This window comes from Brevibacillus sp. 7WMA2 (assembly GCF_010748895.1).
GTDB classification, from domain to species: Bacteria; Bacillota; Bacilli; order Brevibacillales; family Brevibacillaceae; genus Brevibacillus_B; species Brevibacillus_B halotolerans.
Map to the genome: position 1 here is coordinate 1,080,393 of NZ_CP048799.1, position 15,938 is coordinate 1,096,330.

Here is a 15,938-nt window from a genome sequence, read left to right on the forward strand (position 1 = left end):
TTCAAGTTTTTGAGTCATGGTTGCTACGACTTGTCTGGTAATCGGAGTCGTACGGTCATACCTAGTTTACCCGCTAGTACTATAATCATAAAAGAATAAAGGCAAGGCATGAGCCCGGTACAATACCGGGCCCATGCCCAAGAAAGCTACCTAATGAAATAACGTGTCTAACTTTTGGGTGTCACTTCAAGGGCATCGGCTGTTGTTTATATTCTTTTACTTAATCAATCATTTTTTGACATGAAACTTATAGTACTACATGTTTCAAAAAGTAATAAAATTACCTATATTAAATATACATTTTAAAGAATTATTTAGGCACTACTATTTTGGTTATGTGCCACTTCACCCTTATGGGAAACATAACTATGTGCTATCATTCCTAACATTATTACAAACATACCGCACCAAGATAAAATAGAAGGAAATGAAGAATGTAATAAAACTAATTCTCCGATAACAGCAAACAGTACCTCCATGGATTGTGTCGCTTCCACAGTAGCTAATTTTTGCATATCTCCTTTAACTATATCAGTTGCTTTAAAAAATAAAATAGTTGCAATTACACCTGAACAAATAGCAACTAAGATAGATTGCATAGCTTGTTCTTTACTAGGTACTCCTGTTGTAAAAAGACCATACAAGGATAGTAAAAACCAGAATGGTAAGCTAGCTAATGTCATTCCAAGTACACGTTGATAAGCATCCAAACGATCTCCACAAACCTCCATCATCTTACGATTACCGAGCGGGTAAGCAAAAGAAGCCACAATAACAGGGATAATACCTAACAAAATATCTTTTACGTCAAGCGATTTTGCTTGTTCCATTTGCATAAGGAAAATACCAAGAAGAATAATCAATGACATTCCCATACCCTTCATTGGGATTTTTCCTCTTTTCTTAAGAATTCCATCTGGTGTTTGAATGGCTTGAATAAAAAGAGGAGCTAACAAAGATCCTGATATAATAGTAATTTGCCATGTCCCAGCAATTATCCATCCTGGTGCATGTGCAGCGGCAAAGCATAATGGAGCATAAAATAGACCAAAACCTACGAAACTCCATAAAAACCATGCTCTTAAATCCTCTCTCATAACTTGTAATAATACTTTTAATTTTTTCCTACTCATAACAAGAAGTAAAAGGAATGGAAGCATGAAAATAAACCTTAATGAGGCACTCCATATCCAGCTACCACCTGATAATTCCATTGCTCGATTCAATATAAATGTGAAAGCAAAAAAGAAAGCAGCACATATACCTAAAAAAATAGGGCGCAAATTTCTCACCTCAATCTGTCTCATAAGTCAGCAATTTCCCCAGACTTAACCAGTTTTGTTCTACAAGATGTGCTGTTGTTTCTTTATCTTTATTTTTGCACGCTTCTATAATTTGCTGATGTTGTTCTACTGATTTTAAACCATTTATAGAAGTGAACTGAGAAATTTCGAGGCGTTGAATCTTAAATATACTTCGTTCTAACGCACGAATGATTTCAGGATTTCCCGCCACATCTAAAAAAACATTGTGGAATAACTCATCAGCTTCAATTGCTTTTATAATATCTTTTTTCTCAATAGATAGTAGTAAGGCTTTATTACTGAACTCTAATTCTTGAATATCTGCCTCTTCGAGTAATGGTACTGCTAAACGAGCAGCTAATGAATGTAAAGCTGCTACTACAGTAAATGCGTGTTTCGCCTCCTCAAGATTTAATGGTGCAACACGAGTTACTGAACCAGGAATAGATTCAACAAGTCCTTCATCTTCAAGACGTTTTAAAGCTTCTCTAACCGGAGTACGGCTAATTCCGAATTCTTCTGCTAACTCTTGGTCATTTAAGCGTTGCTCCGGTTGCATCTCTAATGTAACGATTGCTTTTTTCAAAGTTAGATATACTTCATCTCTAAATGACATACGTTTAATGGGTTTAATAATATTTTTTTTCATAAAACCAATATATCGGATATTGGTTTTATAATCAACTGTAATTTTTCAATGAAATACATTCAATTAACAAGTTCTAAAAACAGACGTTTATGGAACATACATGATCGGATGCCTGTAATCCTCAAGCGAGAAAACGAAGCATTGTGGTTAGACAGAGAGGTGCAAGAAGGGGAATTATTGGAATCTTTATTATTGCCGTAATGATGAAAGTCAAATGAAAATATATTCTGTTTCGAAAATGGTTGGTAATGTTAGATATGATATTTATCAAGACCTAACTTTATAGAATCGATTAAAATAAGCTGCTTGACATATTGTACATGACTAATATGTTAAGTAGCTTATTTTCTTAAATAGGGATATGTAAGTAGAATACATTCTCTTGCTTTTTACAGAATATTACATTTGACTTATAATCGTGTAATGAGAACAAAGAAGAGGGAGCTATATTAATTAGCTACGGAAATTGGTCCCGGCATATCGGATTATATTTATGGGGAGAGATGGTGCGGCTAATCAGAGGCGTTATGCAAAAGAAGATAATAGTTGGTTGAATCTATCACGCTCCTCCAAAAAAGGGCAATGGCCGCTGTATTGGAATGGAACTAATCGCGAATTTTTAATCAGCTTATTTGTTTCCTGAGCTTGGGTAAACGGAACGACTTTATCATGAATTCCATGAATAATTAATGTGGGCACATCGATCTGTCCAAGATCATTGTAAACATTCTCGTCTCTTAGCGTGACCATAATGGCGGAAGTCGACCAATTCGCAGCTTGTAAACCCATTAGAAAGAACCATTCGGATTTCGGTTCAGAAATGTACTGAAAGAAAAAAATCCCCGTTTGGTTTTGCAGCATTTTCGGACGGTCATTGTTTGTTTCTTCGATTATTTTATTCGTAAATTCTTTTGGAACGCTTGATGGAGACGCAGCGTCGATCAGGACGAGTTTAGATACCCCGTACCCTTTGTAACGAGCCATATAACGAATCGAGATCGCGCCTCCGGTAGAGTGTCCTGCCAGTGTTATGTTTTTTAGCTGTAACGCTTCGATGACCATACGAAGATCATCTGCTAATCTGTCAAAACCGTAACCGTCGAATGGTTTATCCGAATTGCCGTATCCTCTCCAGTCTATTCCGATACAACGATATCCGAGCTTAGGAAGGAAATTGAACTGATATTCGAACTGGTTATGGTTTAGCGGCCATCCATGAATAAAAAGTATCGTTTTATTTCCCTTCGGATTGATGTCCTCTATAAATACTTTTACGCCCGGTTCCACAGTAACGAAGTATCCCAAGTGTATCACCTCAATTTTAAAAAATGTACTTCCCCATTAAGATATTCGCCCTAGGCAAGGTGAATGCCTAATTTCTGCGTCAAATTGGGTTTAGATAGTGCGTAGAGATTTCTGAGGAATAGCTTGAGTGAAACAATTTCTTCAGATCATTGAGCTAACGGGACACGAGAGCACAATGACAGCAGGCTGCCAGCATTTTCTCAGACAGTCTGTTCAACTAAAGGGCAGGTTTGTTTGGAAAGGAAATTTTATCCGTGGCGAATGAAATGGTGTACACCACTGTAATAGCGGAACTCTTGAAAGCAATACCAGAACTCAAGCTACTCTACGATGATAATTCGGATTTGTGGCTCGATGAATATCTGCCCTACTTGGATGAATCAAGGTATTTGAGGTTTTGTTTTGTCTGATTAATGTTTCTATTATGTAAAAAATAGAGATAAATAGTATCATACGAAACTATCTATCCTCTATTTATTATAGTCTATTTAAATGATATTCCTGATTGTATAGCTAAGATTTAACCTTGAGAAAGACATAGTGTATGTGGAAGTAAATTGCTATGGAATAAAAGAGTAGCCAATTACAGAAGAGAGAACAGAAGTAGTCATTAAAATGACTTTATTATTAGTTAACACCAGGAGATAATGTGGGTCAAAGGAGAGATGAGTGTGGGGAATTTTAAGTTGTATATAGACATACATAGATGCTATCATTATTGTATAAATATGGAAAAGGGGAGAGGACGTGCTAAGGCTAGATGAGGTCCTTCAAAGAATCAAAGATGATATGATTAAGACATTAGAAGATACAATGCCAGAACATTTATCTAAAAATAAAGATTTATTTGATTCCTATTTTGAAGTATTAAAATCAGTAGAACAATTAATCGAAACAAAAAAGAAAAACATGTCTAATTGGAGTAATCATTTAGATGAAGGTGGAGAAAAGAGATCGATTTCTACAGATGCGGAAATACTAATCACTAATAAACCAGACAAATTAGGGGATGTGAAACAAGAGGATACTATTAATTCTTCTGAATCATCTTTATTCGAAAATATTGATAATCAGATAGAAACAATTGAAAAGCCAATGTATCTCTTTGAACGAAAAATTTTAGGAGGATATCTTCCAAAAATTGATGCAATTGTTCCAGAGGGAATCGTAAGAAGATTGGGGCTTGAACACCACGATTATGTTTATGCGACTGAGGTGGCCTCTTTTCATCATTTTAAAAAATATCATTATGAACTTGCTAAAAAAGCAGATATTGTAATTCCAATCGATCGGGTTGAATATAAATATTGTCCGATTGAATCGGATGGATCACTTTTGGTTGTTCGAAAAAGCTTAGAAACCGATTTAGATATACGAATCGATGGGGTTCCACAATCTATTCGCATACCTGATTTTGAAATATCGAGAATTAAACCACCTCTAAGCGAAGGGGATATTATTGATATTGCATTTCCTGATGAAAAGCCAGAATTGTGTAGAATAACATATATCCATCGAGTTGAGCATTTAGAAATAGACCAGAAGAGTAACAAATTTCAAAAAAAAAAGGACATTCAATTTACTAAAGATCTAAAATCAGTTGAATTAAATTTAGAAGGAAAGCACGTACTTATTGTTGGAAACGATCCTAATAAGGTGCACTATAAAGAAAAAATTGAATCGAGAGGGGGCATTTTTTTATCGGTTGATGATAAAGATTCAATAGCATCCATTGAATCTTGTGTCAAAAAAGCCGATGTTGTTATCTTGCTTTTGGCTAGGTTAGGACATATCCTAATGAAACAAGTAAAAAAACTTTGTAAAGAGTGGAATGTTCCTTTCGAAACAACATTTAACATCGGTGCAGATAAAATTACTCAGATCGTGTCCGAAGCCCTTATTAGTAAATGAGGGATTTAAATTCTATATTTGGGTCCCACCACAACGCCTCAACTTAAAATAATTTAGTACCCCTAAAACGAAAAATACGCTATTCTTTCCGTAGATTCATAGGAGAGGATGGCGTTTTTTATAGAAATCTTAGACGAGCTACAGCTTTTTTCTCAAGAACTCCAGCGTTGCTTAGTGCCTGAAGCTCTTGAAGAGCTTGCCAAAGAAGCTGGTTTTACAAACGGAAAAGTAAAGTATCAGTCTCAGAAGTTAGTTACACGAACGGTTGTTATATTCCGTGAGATGAGAAAAATGAAGATACCCTTAAAGCATGCTAAAAGTTCTTTGTGGCTATTATCAGGATGGTTTATTGGTTAGTTTATAGAAGCAACTGGCATCTTTATACCGATCTATCCAGAAACGAACCATAGAAACCCCATAGCTGATCAGTTTAATTCCATTTTATGTGAATGATGTGACGGTATAGAGCAGCAACTCTGTGACTCCCCTTTTAACATACGATGTTTTTCTTGAAGAAAAGAAATCGTCTTCTGTACAACAAGATAACCGTTTGTGGTTATTTGTTAATGATAAATTGATTGGTATAGTATAGTATTATTGGGAGCGTCAGGCTTCGAATTGGTTAGAAGCTTTATTGGAACGGTGGATATGGAACAACCTTTTTTATAGCTTGGATAGACTATTTATTTAAATCTTGCCTTTAATAAGAGTAGGTTTTACAACATGGTCAGGGAATCAGCGTATAACACTACAAGAATTAGAATCACATTTATGGAAATCAGCGAATATTCAATAAGCCAGTGGCAGTCTAAGAGTTTTTTCGGTCCTAGATTGCTGCTGGTTTTATATTTGTGCACCAACCTTTTGACGGTTTCGCTAAGAATTGAATTACTTCTGATACGTGGATATGGGATGACAAAATCCCTTTAAAATCTACATGGTAGATTTATCAGAGGATAATCCATAGAGCCAATTTTTCATTACGGTAATGGCTGGTGTTAACCAATTAGAGCGAGATCTTATTCGTATGCGTCAACGTGAAGGGATTGATCTGGCTAAGAAAGAAAGTTTAAAGGCAGGTTAAAGAAATATCATAGAAATCACACAGGTATGAATTATACAGTAAAGCTATATAAAGAAGGAGGGTAAGACTGTAAATCAAATTTGTGAAATTACAAATGTATCTATAGCTTCATTATATAGAAAGCTATCGGAAGGGAAGAAATAATCCTCGTAGACGAGTGCTAAAGATATATGGTGCAATTTATGACATTGATTTTCCACACATGATGATTTATTCATCTCCAACGCCTTTTTACATTGGTAAACCTCTCAAACTGGTGATAAATCGCTCCTTACACGAGAGCGCGGATTGAAACTTAGAACGAACCATAGAAATAATTAAGGCAATTCTTATTGAATCACCTTATCTCCTTAGGATACTTATTTTCTATTTCTGTTTTTTAAGAGCAGTCTTGTTATAAGGAACGCTAATACTAGAACGATTAGACCTAAAAGGAAATAAGTTGGACCAATTCCGCTCATATATAATAACCTCCAATAATCATCTGTTTTTTTCCTAATTATGTCATGAGATCAACAATTAAACAATTAACAAAAAAGAGATTTGATATTTATGAGAAAACAGCAAAACGAGAAAATTATTAAAAAGAACGTTTGTTTGCTGACAACCTGCTGTCGCAAAAATATGGTACTCTTTCCTTAGGGAGTTGAACTTCCTCCCATCGGTGCAGGTAGATTCGTACCAGGTAAATAGCACGCGGAGAGATCTGACCACAAGCCCGAATATACCCGTTATTACGTAAGGAAAACGGGGAATCGCTTCTCGAAAGGACTCCCAGCCGGTGGATATGCTATGAAATGAAAGAGCTGTGGCATTCTGCTAAATCATCTAACGCACTAGCTCGGAAAGCGTCTTATCAGGTCTATAAATTAAGAAATATAAGCAATATGTAAGTGTCCGAACCCCAAAATCGGATGCTTGTTTCTGTTTACAGCGATTAGCGTTTTTAAGAGTATGATCTCGCTCACTTTCCATCTAACTTGCTTTTTGACATGATGGCCAATAAATAGTATAGAAACTGTTCGTCTGGAGGGGCAGGGACAAAATAGCGGGGCCTTTTTCCATCAAAGCCTCCCAAAGGATAAATGACGAATTTATCCTTTGGGAGGTGATAGCACTTGAATTAAGGTACAAATGCTAAAATATTCCAGTTTTTATTGTGGATTGTAATAGTAGATTATGAAACCTTCTAGTATACTAGTTTTTTCTGGATAGTATTGCTCCTTACGTAGGAGCGTGGATTGAAACTTAACAGTATTAATGACCTTAGTGTTATCCGCATTATCGCTCCCACACAGGAGCGCGGGTTGAATTTAGAGAGGATGCTTCTCATTTGCCCGTGAGGCACAAAAACTTCGATTCAGCTTGTTTTCGGAGATAACAACCCATGATCATTCCTCTTAATTTTTCATTTCCCAATTGTTTTGTGGTAGGGTGTTTCTCACGAGAAATCCACTTGTAAAAGCCACTACGAGATACTTTCGTAATTTTACACAATAATGTAATAGAGTACTTTTTAGACAATTCTTTAATAAGCTCGAAAAAACAGCGTTTATCTTTCGGTTTCGCCTCTTTTCTAGACCTAGCCACTTTTTTTAGAATTCGTTCTCTGCACGTAATCGAACTATCTCTTCCTCCATACTCTCTGGCCTTGTTAGTGGTTTTCCTCTAAGAGGATTTTTTGTTCTCCCACGTTTTTCATCTAGTCCCTGTATACCTTCCTTTCCATAATGATCAACCCATCCTCTTAAAATAGAAGGATCACTTATGCCGAGATCCCTTGTTAGTGTTTTATACCCTTGTTCACCACTCAAATAGAGCTGTACGGCTTTTAATTTAAAATCCTTTGAATACGTTTTTCTAATTTTCCCCATAGAAAATTCCTCTCCTAGTTAATACAGTAAGGGGCCTTGCTTCTTACTGTCTACTAAAAGGGGATAATATCACTTAGGGGGTGTAATTTTTTATGGCGGTTAAAGGACAAAAATGTAAAAGTTATCCAGAATCATTGAAAATGGAAGCCATTTGTTTACACATTGAGGAAAGCTGGACGTACAAACAAATTGTAGAGCATTTGGAAATTCAGGACAAAGATCGCTTAAAAAAGTGGATGAAAAAGTACAGACAACAGGGTGAGTTTGGACTTATAGATCGACACGGGGTTTTTTTGGTTTTATATCCACCAATGAATCGTTAGGTCCATATATTTTTAATGTGATACAGGATTCATTCAGTCATCATGTCTTTCATTCCATCCCATGATTTCATTCCTGAAGTAAATAGATGAGCTGCCAATAATGGAATATGGTTCGATAACATGTTCTTCCACCGTCTCATCATTCCATTTACTTATTTGTAAAGACGAATGATAACCAATTCCATTTTTCTTCTTCATGTTTTTTTGTTCCATCTACTTTATGTTATGAAAAATAAAAATTACAATGTTCAGATTAATTCCTGAGGAAATTTATAATCGTGTTACAGAGCATTCAGCATCAATTGCCTGATCATCCTAGTCCTCTACAAACCTTACACAGCGGAAAGTATGAAGCACGTGATTCAAGGGAACAAGCCAACCGATGTTGCAGCGGATGATTCGACCTTGATTCGGTGGCGTTATCCATCCAGTTTCTTTTAAGTTGAGTTGGTCAGTATTTTCGTCAACCGAGGAACAGCGGATACCGTCAAATTCCGGATAGTAGTAACATTATGCCTTTATCACAAAGAGGAGCATCCAACCATTTTATAGCAATGTTAGATAAATACCTTTACTCATTTATTGCTTATTTAATATAATACATAACTTTAATTCGGGAGGGAGGTTAGGAAATTGATTCCAAGGAAGAGATGTAAAAAGTGAATTAAAGAGGGAGGTTAGGAAATTGATCCCAAGGAAGAGATGTAAAAAGTGTGGGCTTAGACATTGTAAATGCAATTCGAAGCAAAAAGTTAATGTGTGCCAAAAAGTTAATGTAAGAGGGGTTCAAGGTCCTCAGGGGGCCACAGGAGCCACAGGAGCCACAGGAGTTACGGGAGCCACAGGAGTTACGGGAGCCACAGGAGCCACAGGAGCTACGGGAGCTACGGGAACCACGGGAGCTACGGGAGCCACAGGAGCCACAGGAGCTACGGGAGCCACAGGAGCCACAGGAGCTACGGGAGCCACAGGAGCCACAGGAGCCACAGGAGCTACGGGAGCCACAGGAGCTACGGGAGCCACAGGAGCTACGGGAGCCACAGGAGCCACAGGAGCTACGGGAGCTACGGGAGCCACAGGAGCTACGGGAGCCACAGGAGCTACGGGAGCCACAGGAGCTACGGGAGCTACGGGAGCCACAGGAGCTACGGGAGCCACAGGAGCTACGGGAGCTACGGGAGCCACAGGAGCCACAGGAGCTACGGGAGCTACGGGAGCCACAGGAGCTACGGGAGCCACAGGAGCTACGGGAGCTACGGGAGCCACAGGAGCTACGGGAGCTACGGGAGCCACAGGAGCCACAGGAGCTACGGGAGCCACAGGAGCTACGGGAGCTACGGGAGCTACGGGAGCAGGAGTAACCGGCGCGACTGGTCCAACCGGAGTAGGTAATCCTGGTCCTCCTGGAATCCCTGGTGCTCCTGGAGCCCCGGGAGCCCCGGGAGCCACGGGAGCAGCGGGAAGAGATGTTATTATCCCATTTGCATCAGGTACACCAGTTCTGTTAGTATCAGCTTTGTTTGGGACAGCTGGAACTCAAGGGCTTATTGGATTTGGTACTAATGGCACAGTGGTTACTGTCTTAGGGGGTACAATTGACCTTGAAGGTGGACCGGGTTTACTTGTAAACGAATCATTCTCCATGCCACGAGATGGTACTCTGAATTCAATATCGGCATATTTTAGTACAACAGCAGCTCTTACGTTATTAGGTGTTATTACTATTACTGCTCGGGTGTACACGTCCCCAACACCAGATAATATCTTTAACCAAGTTACTTCTGTTGCGTTAGCTCCAACCTTAGGACCTGGAATAGTTAGTATAGGTACTATCTCTAATGTAACTACAGCATTACCAAATATCCCTGTGACAGCAGGAACCCGTATATTAATCGTATTTACTGCTGAGACAGATGGTTTGGATATTGGAACAGTTGTTGCTGGTTATGCGAGTGCAGGGTTAGGTATTAGCTAGATAATTAATAGATAATAGCTTATCAATCAAATTGATTGGCTCAGATTGTTGACAAAGCCCCAATTTTACGGGGTTTTGTTTTTTTATATCAGCCAACGTACAAAAAAATTAGAAGACCGCCTGATCCAGCCCTCCCGGCCAGAATATGTATCTCTATCACGTAAAGAAGGCAAGACGCCCAGAGGAGATCTTTGAAGCCCAAGGGTTCAAAGATCTCTCTGAGAATGAAGCGTGTGGAGCAAAGTGCGGACCGTTGGAAGAAGACTTATGAGAGGGAAGGAATTATTGGCCTCACGGATTCCCGAAAAGAAACCGTAGGACGGCCGCTTAAACGAGAGATGTCACACGAAGAGATCATCGCTAAGCAAGATCCACGAATCAAGCTTCTGGAGTCCCAGCTTGAACTGCTAAAATAAGCAGATACGAAAGAAAGGTGGCTGGTAGCCAAACCCCTTCGGCCAAAAGCACTCTTGATTAATTCTCCAGCCTCTGCATCAAGTCGAGCCCTCTCTTTGCGGGCATCTGCGGCTTTTAAATAGTTGTAATAGCCTGAACGTGAGACGTTAAGCAATTCACATTGGTAACGCGTCATACGCTTAAATTGGCGGCGTTCAGTGGCTTTTCAGTAACTGCGTCTGCAAGGGTGTGTGTGGAATCCATGAGCAACGTCTTGGATTTGATAAGCCCTTTTCGATGCATTGACGAACAACGGCTTTGAGTACCTGAGTCGACATGGCAAAGACGCCGCTCGATCATTGAACATAAGAATGCCGAAACGAAAGGTTTCGCGGAATGGACCGGGCTAGATACCACGGTCTTATTCGAATGCGAATACAGTCAGTGCTAACAGCGTTTGTAGTGAATGCCAAACGAATGACAAAGCTAATAAGTAAAATGCAGCCCGCGTCCTAACCGGATACGCGCTGCATTTTTAATGTACACCTATGAGGCCCCCTTCACCGAAGAGCCCTTCTCAAAATACAAGGCTTTTGCAGTACTCTCCATAGACTAAACACCTTTTTTCTAAGTGTCTAGTCTATGGAACTAGTTTAAAGCGATCGTCTTTTCTTGATTTTAACATAACGCAAGAATACTCTCACTTCTAGATTTAATATAAGAAAGGTTTATACTTGATATTGTGGTCGCTCACAAAACCAAAGTGTACCAATCCACTTTTCCCCACTCTGTAAAATTTTTGATCCATGTAACGATCGTAGGTCAGGAATGGATGTATCTGGTTGGCAGTTTTCAAAAACTAATAACGTTCCAGTTGTAGGAGAAACTTCGATTTTTAAATTCGGAAAATATGTTTCTCCTCCAGACACAACATCATTCAAATAAAGGATCGCAGTATATAACCGTTGACCTGAATGCTCGAGAAATGTTTTGTTTGCTTCTTGCGAATCATAACAATCCAAATGAGCCTCAAATTTCCCGCCTGCTCCATAATGAGCAACTTGTAATTTTTCCGCGTAGTGAATTGGTTGCTCAACAATTTCTGCGATTTGCTTACATATGCTTTGTACAACTTCATTGTAATTATGGCAAAACCAAGCCAATTCTGAAATCCTTACATGAGAAACTTCTAACCCGGATTGACCGACAACGGTTGCCGGTGTTAACTGGCCACTTGCTAAATTAATCAAGGATTGACAAGCTTCTGAAGAGATCAACGAAGGATAGCACCCGATAAACGGTTGTTGATTCAGTAGCTGTGTAGGTTCTTGCATAGAAATTCATCTCCCAACATGTAAATTTAGTTAAGTTAATTTATGTATAGGACTTTTTTTGGTGATATTTCGCTCCTCCACGTATACATATTTTTCACCCTTATATATCACTTCACTAGCGTGTTTTGCAGAATTTCGCAAGAAACACGTAGGAGCTTCTTCTTCTATTTCCGAATTCCTACCAGCAAAAAAAGCCTGTTGCAGTGGCTTTTCTTTAGCTGCGTCTACAAGGGTGTGTATCTGTATCCAAAGTATCTAGAGTAAACTGTATTTTCTCTGCTTCTGCATTCATAATATGCGCCAATCAAGTTCTTCACTTAATTCACCGATAGCCTCTTGCACTTAACGTCTACCGGACAGTCTCCTTTCTGGTGGATCATCAGCAGGATCGGGAGATGTCATGAATGAGATCTATATGCAAATGTGGACCTCACTTGCTAACTACGATACGAACCGTCCTTTCCAATTCTGGCTACACGGCTTGGTAATCCATCAAGTGCAGAGATTTCGGGTCAAGAGTTGGAAGAAATTCCGAATTTTTGAACGCATTCGTATTTTCACTCGGGAAGAGTCTTATTGGGATCAACATACTACGTTGATGGATGGGATGAACCAGGAGATATCGCAGTCAATACGAAAACTAACCGACAAACAGCGGACAGTGTTATCTTCCGCTTTTTTCACGACTATACTCTTGTAGAAATTGGGACTTTGCTCGATATTCCGTTGGGTACAGTCAAGTCCAGATATTATGCTGGCCTCCAGACGCTTCGAAAAAACTTAAGGGATCTCCCCACGGAAAGGATGGAAAAGATCAATGACTATTGAACGCAAAATCCGTGAACATCTAAACAAAGAAGCAGAAACGATGGAGTGCCCTCCAGCCATTTCCAAACAAATAGAACGATCCTATGCTCAATATTTGCGACAAATAAGGAGCAAAGTAACATGAAAAAACGATTAATTGGTGGAATAGTTGCTGCTTCGATTTTGATTCCAACCGCAGCAGCATTTGCGATTGACATGCTTACTAGAACACCAATGACTGCAGGGGTACACTCAAGATTGAAACAAGTATGATTAGTAGGAGCGTCTGTTACCTCTTACAGATACTGCTACAATTTGCAAAACCAATTTCTATTGTCATTGTAGGAAAGGGCACTAGAAAGAAGGGGAGTAGCTTGAATACAGATGTCATTATGGTTATAGTCCTTAATCCTAAAGATAAGAAAATCACAATGATCTCTATTCCACGTGATACAAAGGAAAAATACAGGATATGAGTGTTCTATAAAGTTAACTCCGTTATGCTAGAGTAGAAATCGCCCGTATTAAGGGGAACAAGAAAAAAGATATCACAACTACGGGATCTGATTTATTGAAAAAGACTTTACAAGATTTATTAGGGATACCAATTTACCACTATGTTTTGGTGGATTTTGAGGGATTCCAAAGAATTATAGATCAAGTAAATGGTATTGATATCGTAGTTGATAAGCGAATGAACTATACTGATCCCTCAGATGGAACCAATATAAACTCACAACAAGGAATCCATCATTTGGATGGGAAATAAGCGTTAGATTTTGTAAGGCACCCGGTATGATGCTCTAGGATTAAATACTTTTCTAGTGGTATGGATAGGAATAAACGAAAGAAGTAGTAAAGGTACTTATTAATAAAATGGCTCTGTTAAACTTTACTATTGAAATTTATATAAATAATTAAGGGAAACCTATTTATCGAAGGTTTCCCTTATTCTTGCAGATAGTTTAAGTTCAAAATCTCACAATCCTTTTAAAGTCTCTTTATTAATTAATTCTGTACCATATGAGTTATCAATTGCACAAAGCCATTCGCCTTGTCGATTTTTCTTAAACACATATGTTGCCCTTCTATCCATTGAAAATTCCGAATCCTCTTTATCAGCATCAAGTAGCGTTTGGGATAAAACTAAAGCGGTATCTCCTGTTTCTAAAATAATCATTTCCCCTTGTGTTGGTACAATACTGTTATTAAAGTATTTTGCAATTGCAATAAATGCTTTTTTGATTTCCTCTTTGCCTCGTGCAATCATTCCAGGTTTTACAACTAAAATTGCATCATCTGTATAGTAATTCATCAATGTATCAAAATCTTCTTGCTTTATTGCAAGGTCACACTTTTTAATTAGCTCTTTTAATTCGTGTTCCATAAAATATCCCTCCCCTAAATAGTATATTAGATAAATTTTACATCATAAATATCTATTGAACTATCTTTCTATTAATGCTTCTGGTTGTGTGCTAATCTGACCCTTTGAATAGGGACTACACATTGAATGTTGACAATCGTAGGCTATCATAAGTATCTGTCATTTCAAATACAAATGATGTTAGCAGAAATTCTTTAATATGCTGTTTCGTGCTTTCATTATAATCCGGATCTAATCCGATTCGAGCTGGCAAGCGACAACCTTGAATGGGAACGCGGGGATCGTTATTGTAAACCGTTTTTCTTTTTCGATAGTCCTGAATTTAAAAGGCTAAAAGTTAACGCTAAACGTATCATTTTAAAAGCTGCTCTCCAATTATCTATTCAAAGTTCTTCTCGGAATGCGACTGTTGTAATGGAAAAAGAAACATTTTTCTCACGTAAACAATACCATTTGCGTAAATTACCTCTTGATAATGAACGCTTTTCGTTAGTAATTCGTTAGATAAATGCTAAGCTATTTGGAATTGTAGATGTACAAGTACATAAATCTGTTGAGTCAAAAAAAGAATTTGTAGTTTTTAACTTTGTTCCAAAAATGCTTACCCAATTTTATACGATCGAACGTGAAAGAAGCCTTCTTGAAGACACTTTTACATGCTACGGTATAGTAAAAAATCTCTCTCCAGAAACCTACCAAGGAATACTAGCGACCGCTAAAGGTTTTATTCACAGTTTAGTAAAGGAGTCCGAATTTCTACTGTTAAAAAAATATTCTATTCGTGCGACTTCTTATCCGAAAGCAGAAGAAGAAGAAATACTTAAACAAAAGCGTACTGTTCGTTATCTAGCCCGCTCCATTTATGACGAAGCAGTGCGTTATTTGGCGAGCAGTTTAAACTCACTAGAACTAGAATTAAACACACCTGATGCAATATCAGCCTATTTTCGTGGTATCTTACCCAATGTTTCCCTTGAAAAAATGACAGAAAACGCCAAGGGAATTGATAGATACCATAGCTTTGCTATGTCTTTTAATTCTCTTCCAGATTTTAAAGAGGGGAAATCAAAATATGAGTATCTAAACAAACTTGGCTTTGAAGGATTCACTATCATTGACCAAAAATCCTTATTTTATAGATATGATTTTTTTATTTCAGATTTTTGTGGAGATCAAACTGTGAATATGTCAAAAAGCTTGTTAGTATGTCAGTTGTAACCATGGATTGTTAGGTTATCCTGTGAATCTATTATTTTATCTGTTTATGCGCAAGAAAATCTCGATAAACCGTGTTATAGCTATCATTATTTACATAAGTTATCCTATTGTATTAATACATTATTTATATTTATTGTTATAAGAAACAGCTATAATATATTATATTTTGTGCAAATAAAAATATCCTTACTTATGAATGATGGAAATACCACGTAACACATAAGATCTTTTTCTTATGTGTTTTTTAATGTAGGAGGTATTTTAAAAATATTTCTTCTAATATTGATGTTTGAAGCATAGGGGTACAACCCGTTTTTTTTGCATGGTTGCTCGTCACTTCCAAGATATCAAACAAGAAAGGGAGTTCTTTG

General features: G+C 37.9%; 15 protein-coding genes and 4 pseudogenes. 12 read left to right on the plus strand and 7 right to left on the minus strand.

Annotation, left to right across the window (positions count from 1 at the left end):
* Nucleotides 1-314: 314 nt before the first annotated feature.
* Both GOP56_RS04325 and GOP56_RS04330 read right to left on the minus strand, forming a co-directional pair.
* On the minus strand, nucleotides 315-1,307 hold the full coding sequence (locus tag GOP56_RS04325; protein ID WP_163244616.1) for a DMT family transporter: 993 nt from the start codon (nucleotides 1,305-1,307) through the stop codon (nucleotides 315-317).
* Nucleotides 1,294-1,953, minus strand: coding sequence for a GntR family transcriptional regulator (locus GOP56_RS04330; RefSeq protein WP_163244617.1), 660 nt, complete (start codon nucleotides 1,951-1,953; stop codon nucleotides 1,294-1,296). The genes GOP56_RS04325 and GOP56_RS04330 overlap by 14 nt, the downstream gene beginning before the upstream one ends.
* A gap of 108 nt (nucleotides 1,954-2,061) precedes the next feature.
* Here GOP56_RS04330 and GOP56_RS24315 point away from each other — a divergent pair, with 108 nt between their 5' ends.
* A complete protein-coding gene (locus tag GOP56_RS24315; protein ID WP_371807980.1) occupies nucleotides 2,062-2,154 on the plus strand; it encodes a hypothetical protein in 93 nt (30 codons plus the stop codon).
* A 324-nt stretch (nucleotides 2,155-2,478) separates the two neighbouring features.
* Here GOP56_RS24315 and GOP56_RS04340 read toward each other — a convergent pair whose 3' ends face one another.
* Nucleotides 2,479-3,258: an alpha/beta fold hydrolase gene (locus tag GOP56_RS04340; RefSeq protein ID WP_163244619.1), complete on the minus strand. Its 780-nt coding sequence runs from the start codon at nucleotides 3,256-3,258 to the stop codon at nucleotides 2,479-2,481.
* 127 nt (nucleotides 3,259-3,385) lie between these two features.
* Between GOP56_RS04340 and GOP56_RS04345 the strand changes: the two genes are divergently transcribed.
* The 4 genes and pseudogenes from GOP56_RS04345 to GOP56_RS23715 all read left to right on the plus strand — a co-directional run.
* Nucleotides 3,386-3,523, plus strand: a complete 138-nt coding sequence (locus tag GOP56_RS04345; RefSeq protein WP_163244620.1) for a hypothetical protein — start codon at nucleotides 3,386-3,388, stop codon at nucleotides 3,521-3,523.
* Between the two features lie 482 nt (nucleotides 3,524-4,005).
* Entirely contained in the window at nucleotides 4,006-5,169 is a 1,164-nt protein-coding gene (locus GOP56_RS04350) for a DUF2325 domain-containing protein (RefSeq protein WP_163244621.1), read from the plus strand.
* Nucleotides 5,170-5,277: 108 nt separating this feature from the next.
* Entirely contained in the window at nucleotides 5,278-5,526 is a 249-nt protein-coding gene (locus GOP56_RS04355; RefSeq protein ID WP_003339259.1) for a hypothetical protein, read from the plus strand.
* A 569-nt stretch (nucleotides 5,527-6,095) separates the two neighbouring features.
* Nucleotides 6,096-6,397: pseudogene (locus GOP56_RS23715) on the plus strand (helix-turn-helix domain-containing protein); the annotation flags it as partial.
* A 1,451-nt stretch (nucleotides 6,398-7,848) separates the two neighbouring features.
* On the opposite strand, the gene GOP56_RS04365 reads toward GOP56_RS23715, so the two are convergent.
* Complete coding sequence (locus tag GOP56_RS04365; protein ID WP_163244622.1) at nucleotides 7,849-8,127, minus strand: transposase; 279 nt, start codon at nucleotides 8,125-8,127, stop codon at nucleotides 7,849-7,851.
* 92 nt (nucleotides 8,128-8,219) lie between these two features.
* Here GOP56_RS04365 and GOP56_RS04370 point away from each other — a divergent pair, with 92 nt between their 5' ends.
* Nucleotides 8,220-8,450 carry a helix-turn-helix domain-containing protein gene (locus tag GOP56_RS04370; protein WP_163244623.1) on the plus strand — a complete coding sequence of 77 codons (231 nt, stop codon included), beginning with the start codon at nucleotides 8,220-8,222 and terminating at the stop codon, nucleotides 8,448-8,450.
* Between the two features lie 757 nt (nucleotides 8,451-9,207).
* Nucleotides 9,208-10,425, plus strand: coding sequence for an exosporium glycoprotein BclB-related protein (locus GOP56_RS04375; RefSeq protein ID WP_174250658.1), 1,218 nt, complete (start codon nucleotides 9,208-9,210; stop codon nucleotides 10,423-10,425).
* 1,124 nt (nucleotides 10,426-11,549) lie between these two features.
* On the opposite strand, the gene GOP56_RS04380 is transcribed toward GOP56_RS04375, so the two are convergent.
* On the minus strand, nucleotides 11,550-12,155 hold the full coding sequence (locus tag GOP56_RS04380) for a prolyl hydroxylase family protein (RefSeq protein ID WP_163244625.1): 606 nt from the start codon (nucleotides 12,153-12,155) through the stop codon (nucleotides 11,550-11,552).
* 344 nt (nucleotides 12,156-12,499) lie between these two features.
* Here GOP56_RS04380 and GOP56_RS04385 point away from each other — a divergent pair.
* From GOP56_RS04385 to GOP56_RS04395, 4 genes and pseudogenes are all read left to right on the plus strand, one after another.
* Nucleotides 12,500-12,983 (plus strand): annotated as a pseudogene (locus GOP56_RS04385) (sigma-70 family RNA polymerase sigma factor); the annotation flags it as partial.
* Nucleotides 12,973-13,205: pseudogene (locus GOP56_RS23730) on the plus strand (hypothetical protein); the annotation flags it as partial. The pseudogenes GOP56_RS04385 and GOP56_RS23730, both read left to right, overlap by 11 nt.
* A 149-nt stretch (nucleotides 13,206-13,354) precedes the next feature.
* Complete coding sequence (locus GOP56_RS24320) at nucleotides 13,355-13,438, plus strand: hypothetical protein (RefSeq protein WP_371807987.1); 84 nt, start codon at nucleotides 13,355-13,357, stop codon at nucleotides 13,436-13,438.
* 95 nt (nucleotides 13,439-13,533) lie between these two features.
* On the plus strand, nucleotides 13,534-13,731 hold the full coding sequence (locus tag GOP56_RS04395; RefSeq protein ID WP_163244627.1) for an LCP family protein: 198 nt from the start codon (nucleotides 13,534-13,536) through the stop codon (nucleotides 13,729-13,731).
* A gap of 210 nt (nucleotides 13,732-13,941) precedes the next feature.
* Here the strand turns inward: GOP56_RS04395 and GOP56_RS04400 are convergent, their stop codons facing one another.
* Both GOP56_RS04400 and GOP56_RS24325 read right to left on the minus strand, forming a co-directional pair.
* Nucleotides 13,942-14,349, minus strand: a complete 408-nt coding sequence (locus GOP56_RS04400) for a YybH family protein (protein ID WP_101668220.1) — start codon at nucleotides 14,347-14,349, stop codon at nucleotides 13,942-13,944.
* A 115-nt stretch (nucleotides 14,350-14,464) separates the two neighbouring features.
* A pseudogene (locus GOP56_RS24325) lies at nucleotides 14,465-14,584 on the minus strand (IS1595 family transposase); the annotation flags it as partial.
* A 362-nt stretch (nucleotides 14,585-14,946) separates the two neighbouring features.
* On the opposite strand from GOP56_RS24325, the gene GOP56_RS23735 reads away from it, so the two are divergent.
* Nucleotides 14,947-15,567: a hypothetical protein gene (locus GOP56_RS23735; protein ID WP_254068613.1), complete on the plus strand. Its 621-nt coding sequence runs from the start codon at nucleotides 14,947-14,949 to the stop codon at nucleotides 15,565-15,567.
* Nucleotides 15,568-15,938 lie beyond the last annotated feature (371 nt).

What these genes read in the sequence shown, in the direction of transcription:
- GOP56_RS04370 (WP_163244623.1), top strand. Translation starts at nt 8,220, where the DNA reads ATGGCGGTTAAAGGACAAAAATGTAAAAGTTATCCAGAATCATTGAAA.
- GOP56_RS23735 (WP_254068613.1), top strand. Translation starts at nt 14,947, where the DNA reads ATGCTTACCCAATTTTATACGATCGAACGTGAAAGAAGCCTTCTTGAA.
- GOP56_RS04355 (WP_003339259.1), top strand. Translation starts at nt 5,278, where the DNA reads ATGGCGTTTTTTATAGAAATCTTAGACGAGCTACAGCTTTTTTCTCAA.
- GOP56_RS04325 (WP_163244616.1), bottom strand. Translation starts at nt 1,307, where the DNA reads ATGAGACAGATTGAGGTGAGAAATTTGCGCCCTATTTTTTTAGGTATA.
- GOP56_RS04365 (WP_163244622.1), bottom strand. Translation starts at nt 8,127, where the DNA reads ATGGGGAAAATTAGAAAAACGTATTCAAAGGATTTTAAATTAAAAGCC.
- GOP56_RS24315 (WP_371807980.1), top strand. Translation starts at nt 2,062, where the DNA reads ATGCCTGTAATCCTCAAGCGAGAAAACGAAGCATTGTGGTTAGACAGA.
- GOP56_RS04400 (WP_101668220.1), bottom strand. Translation starts at nt 14,349, where the DNA reads ATGGAACACGAATTAAAAGAGCTAATTAAAAAGTGTGACCTTGCAATA.
- GOP56_RS04380 (WP_163244625.1), bottom strand. Translation starts at nt 12,155, where the DNA reads ATGCAAGAACCTACACAGCTACTGAATCAACAACCGTTTATCGGGTGC.
- GOP56_RS24320 (WP_371807987.1), top strand. Translation starts at nt 13,355, where the DNA reads ATGGTTATAGTCCTTAATCCTAAAGATAAGAAAATCACAATGATCTCT.
- GOP56_RS04330 (WP_163244617.1), bottom strand. Translation starts at nt 1,953, where the DNA reads ATGAAAAAAAATATTATTAAACCCATTAAACGTATGTCATTTAGAGAT.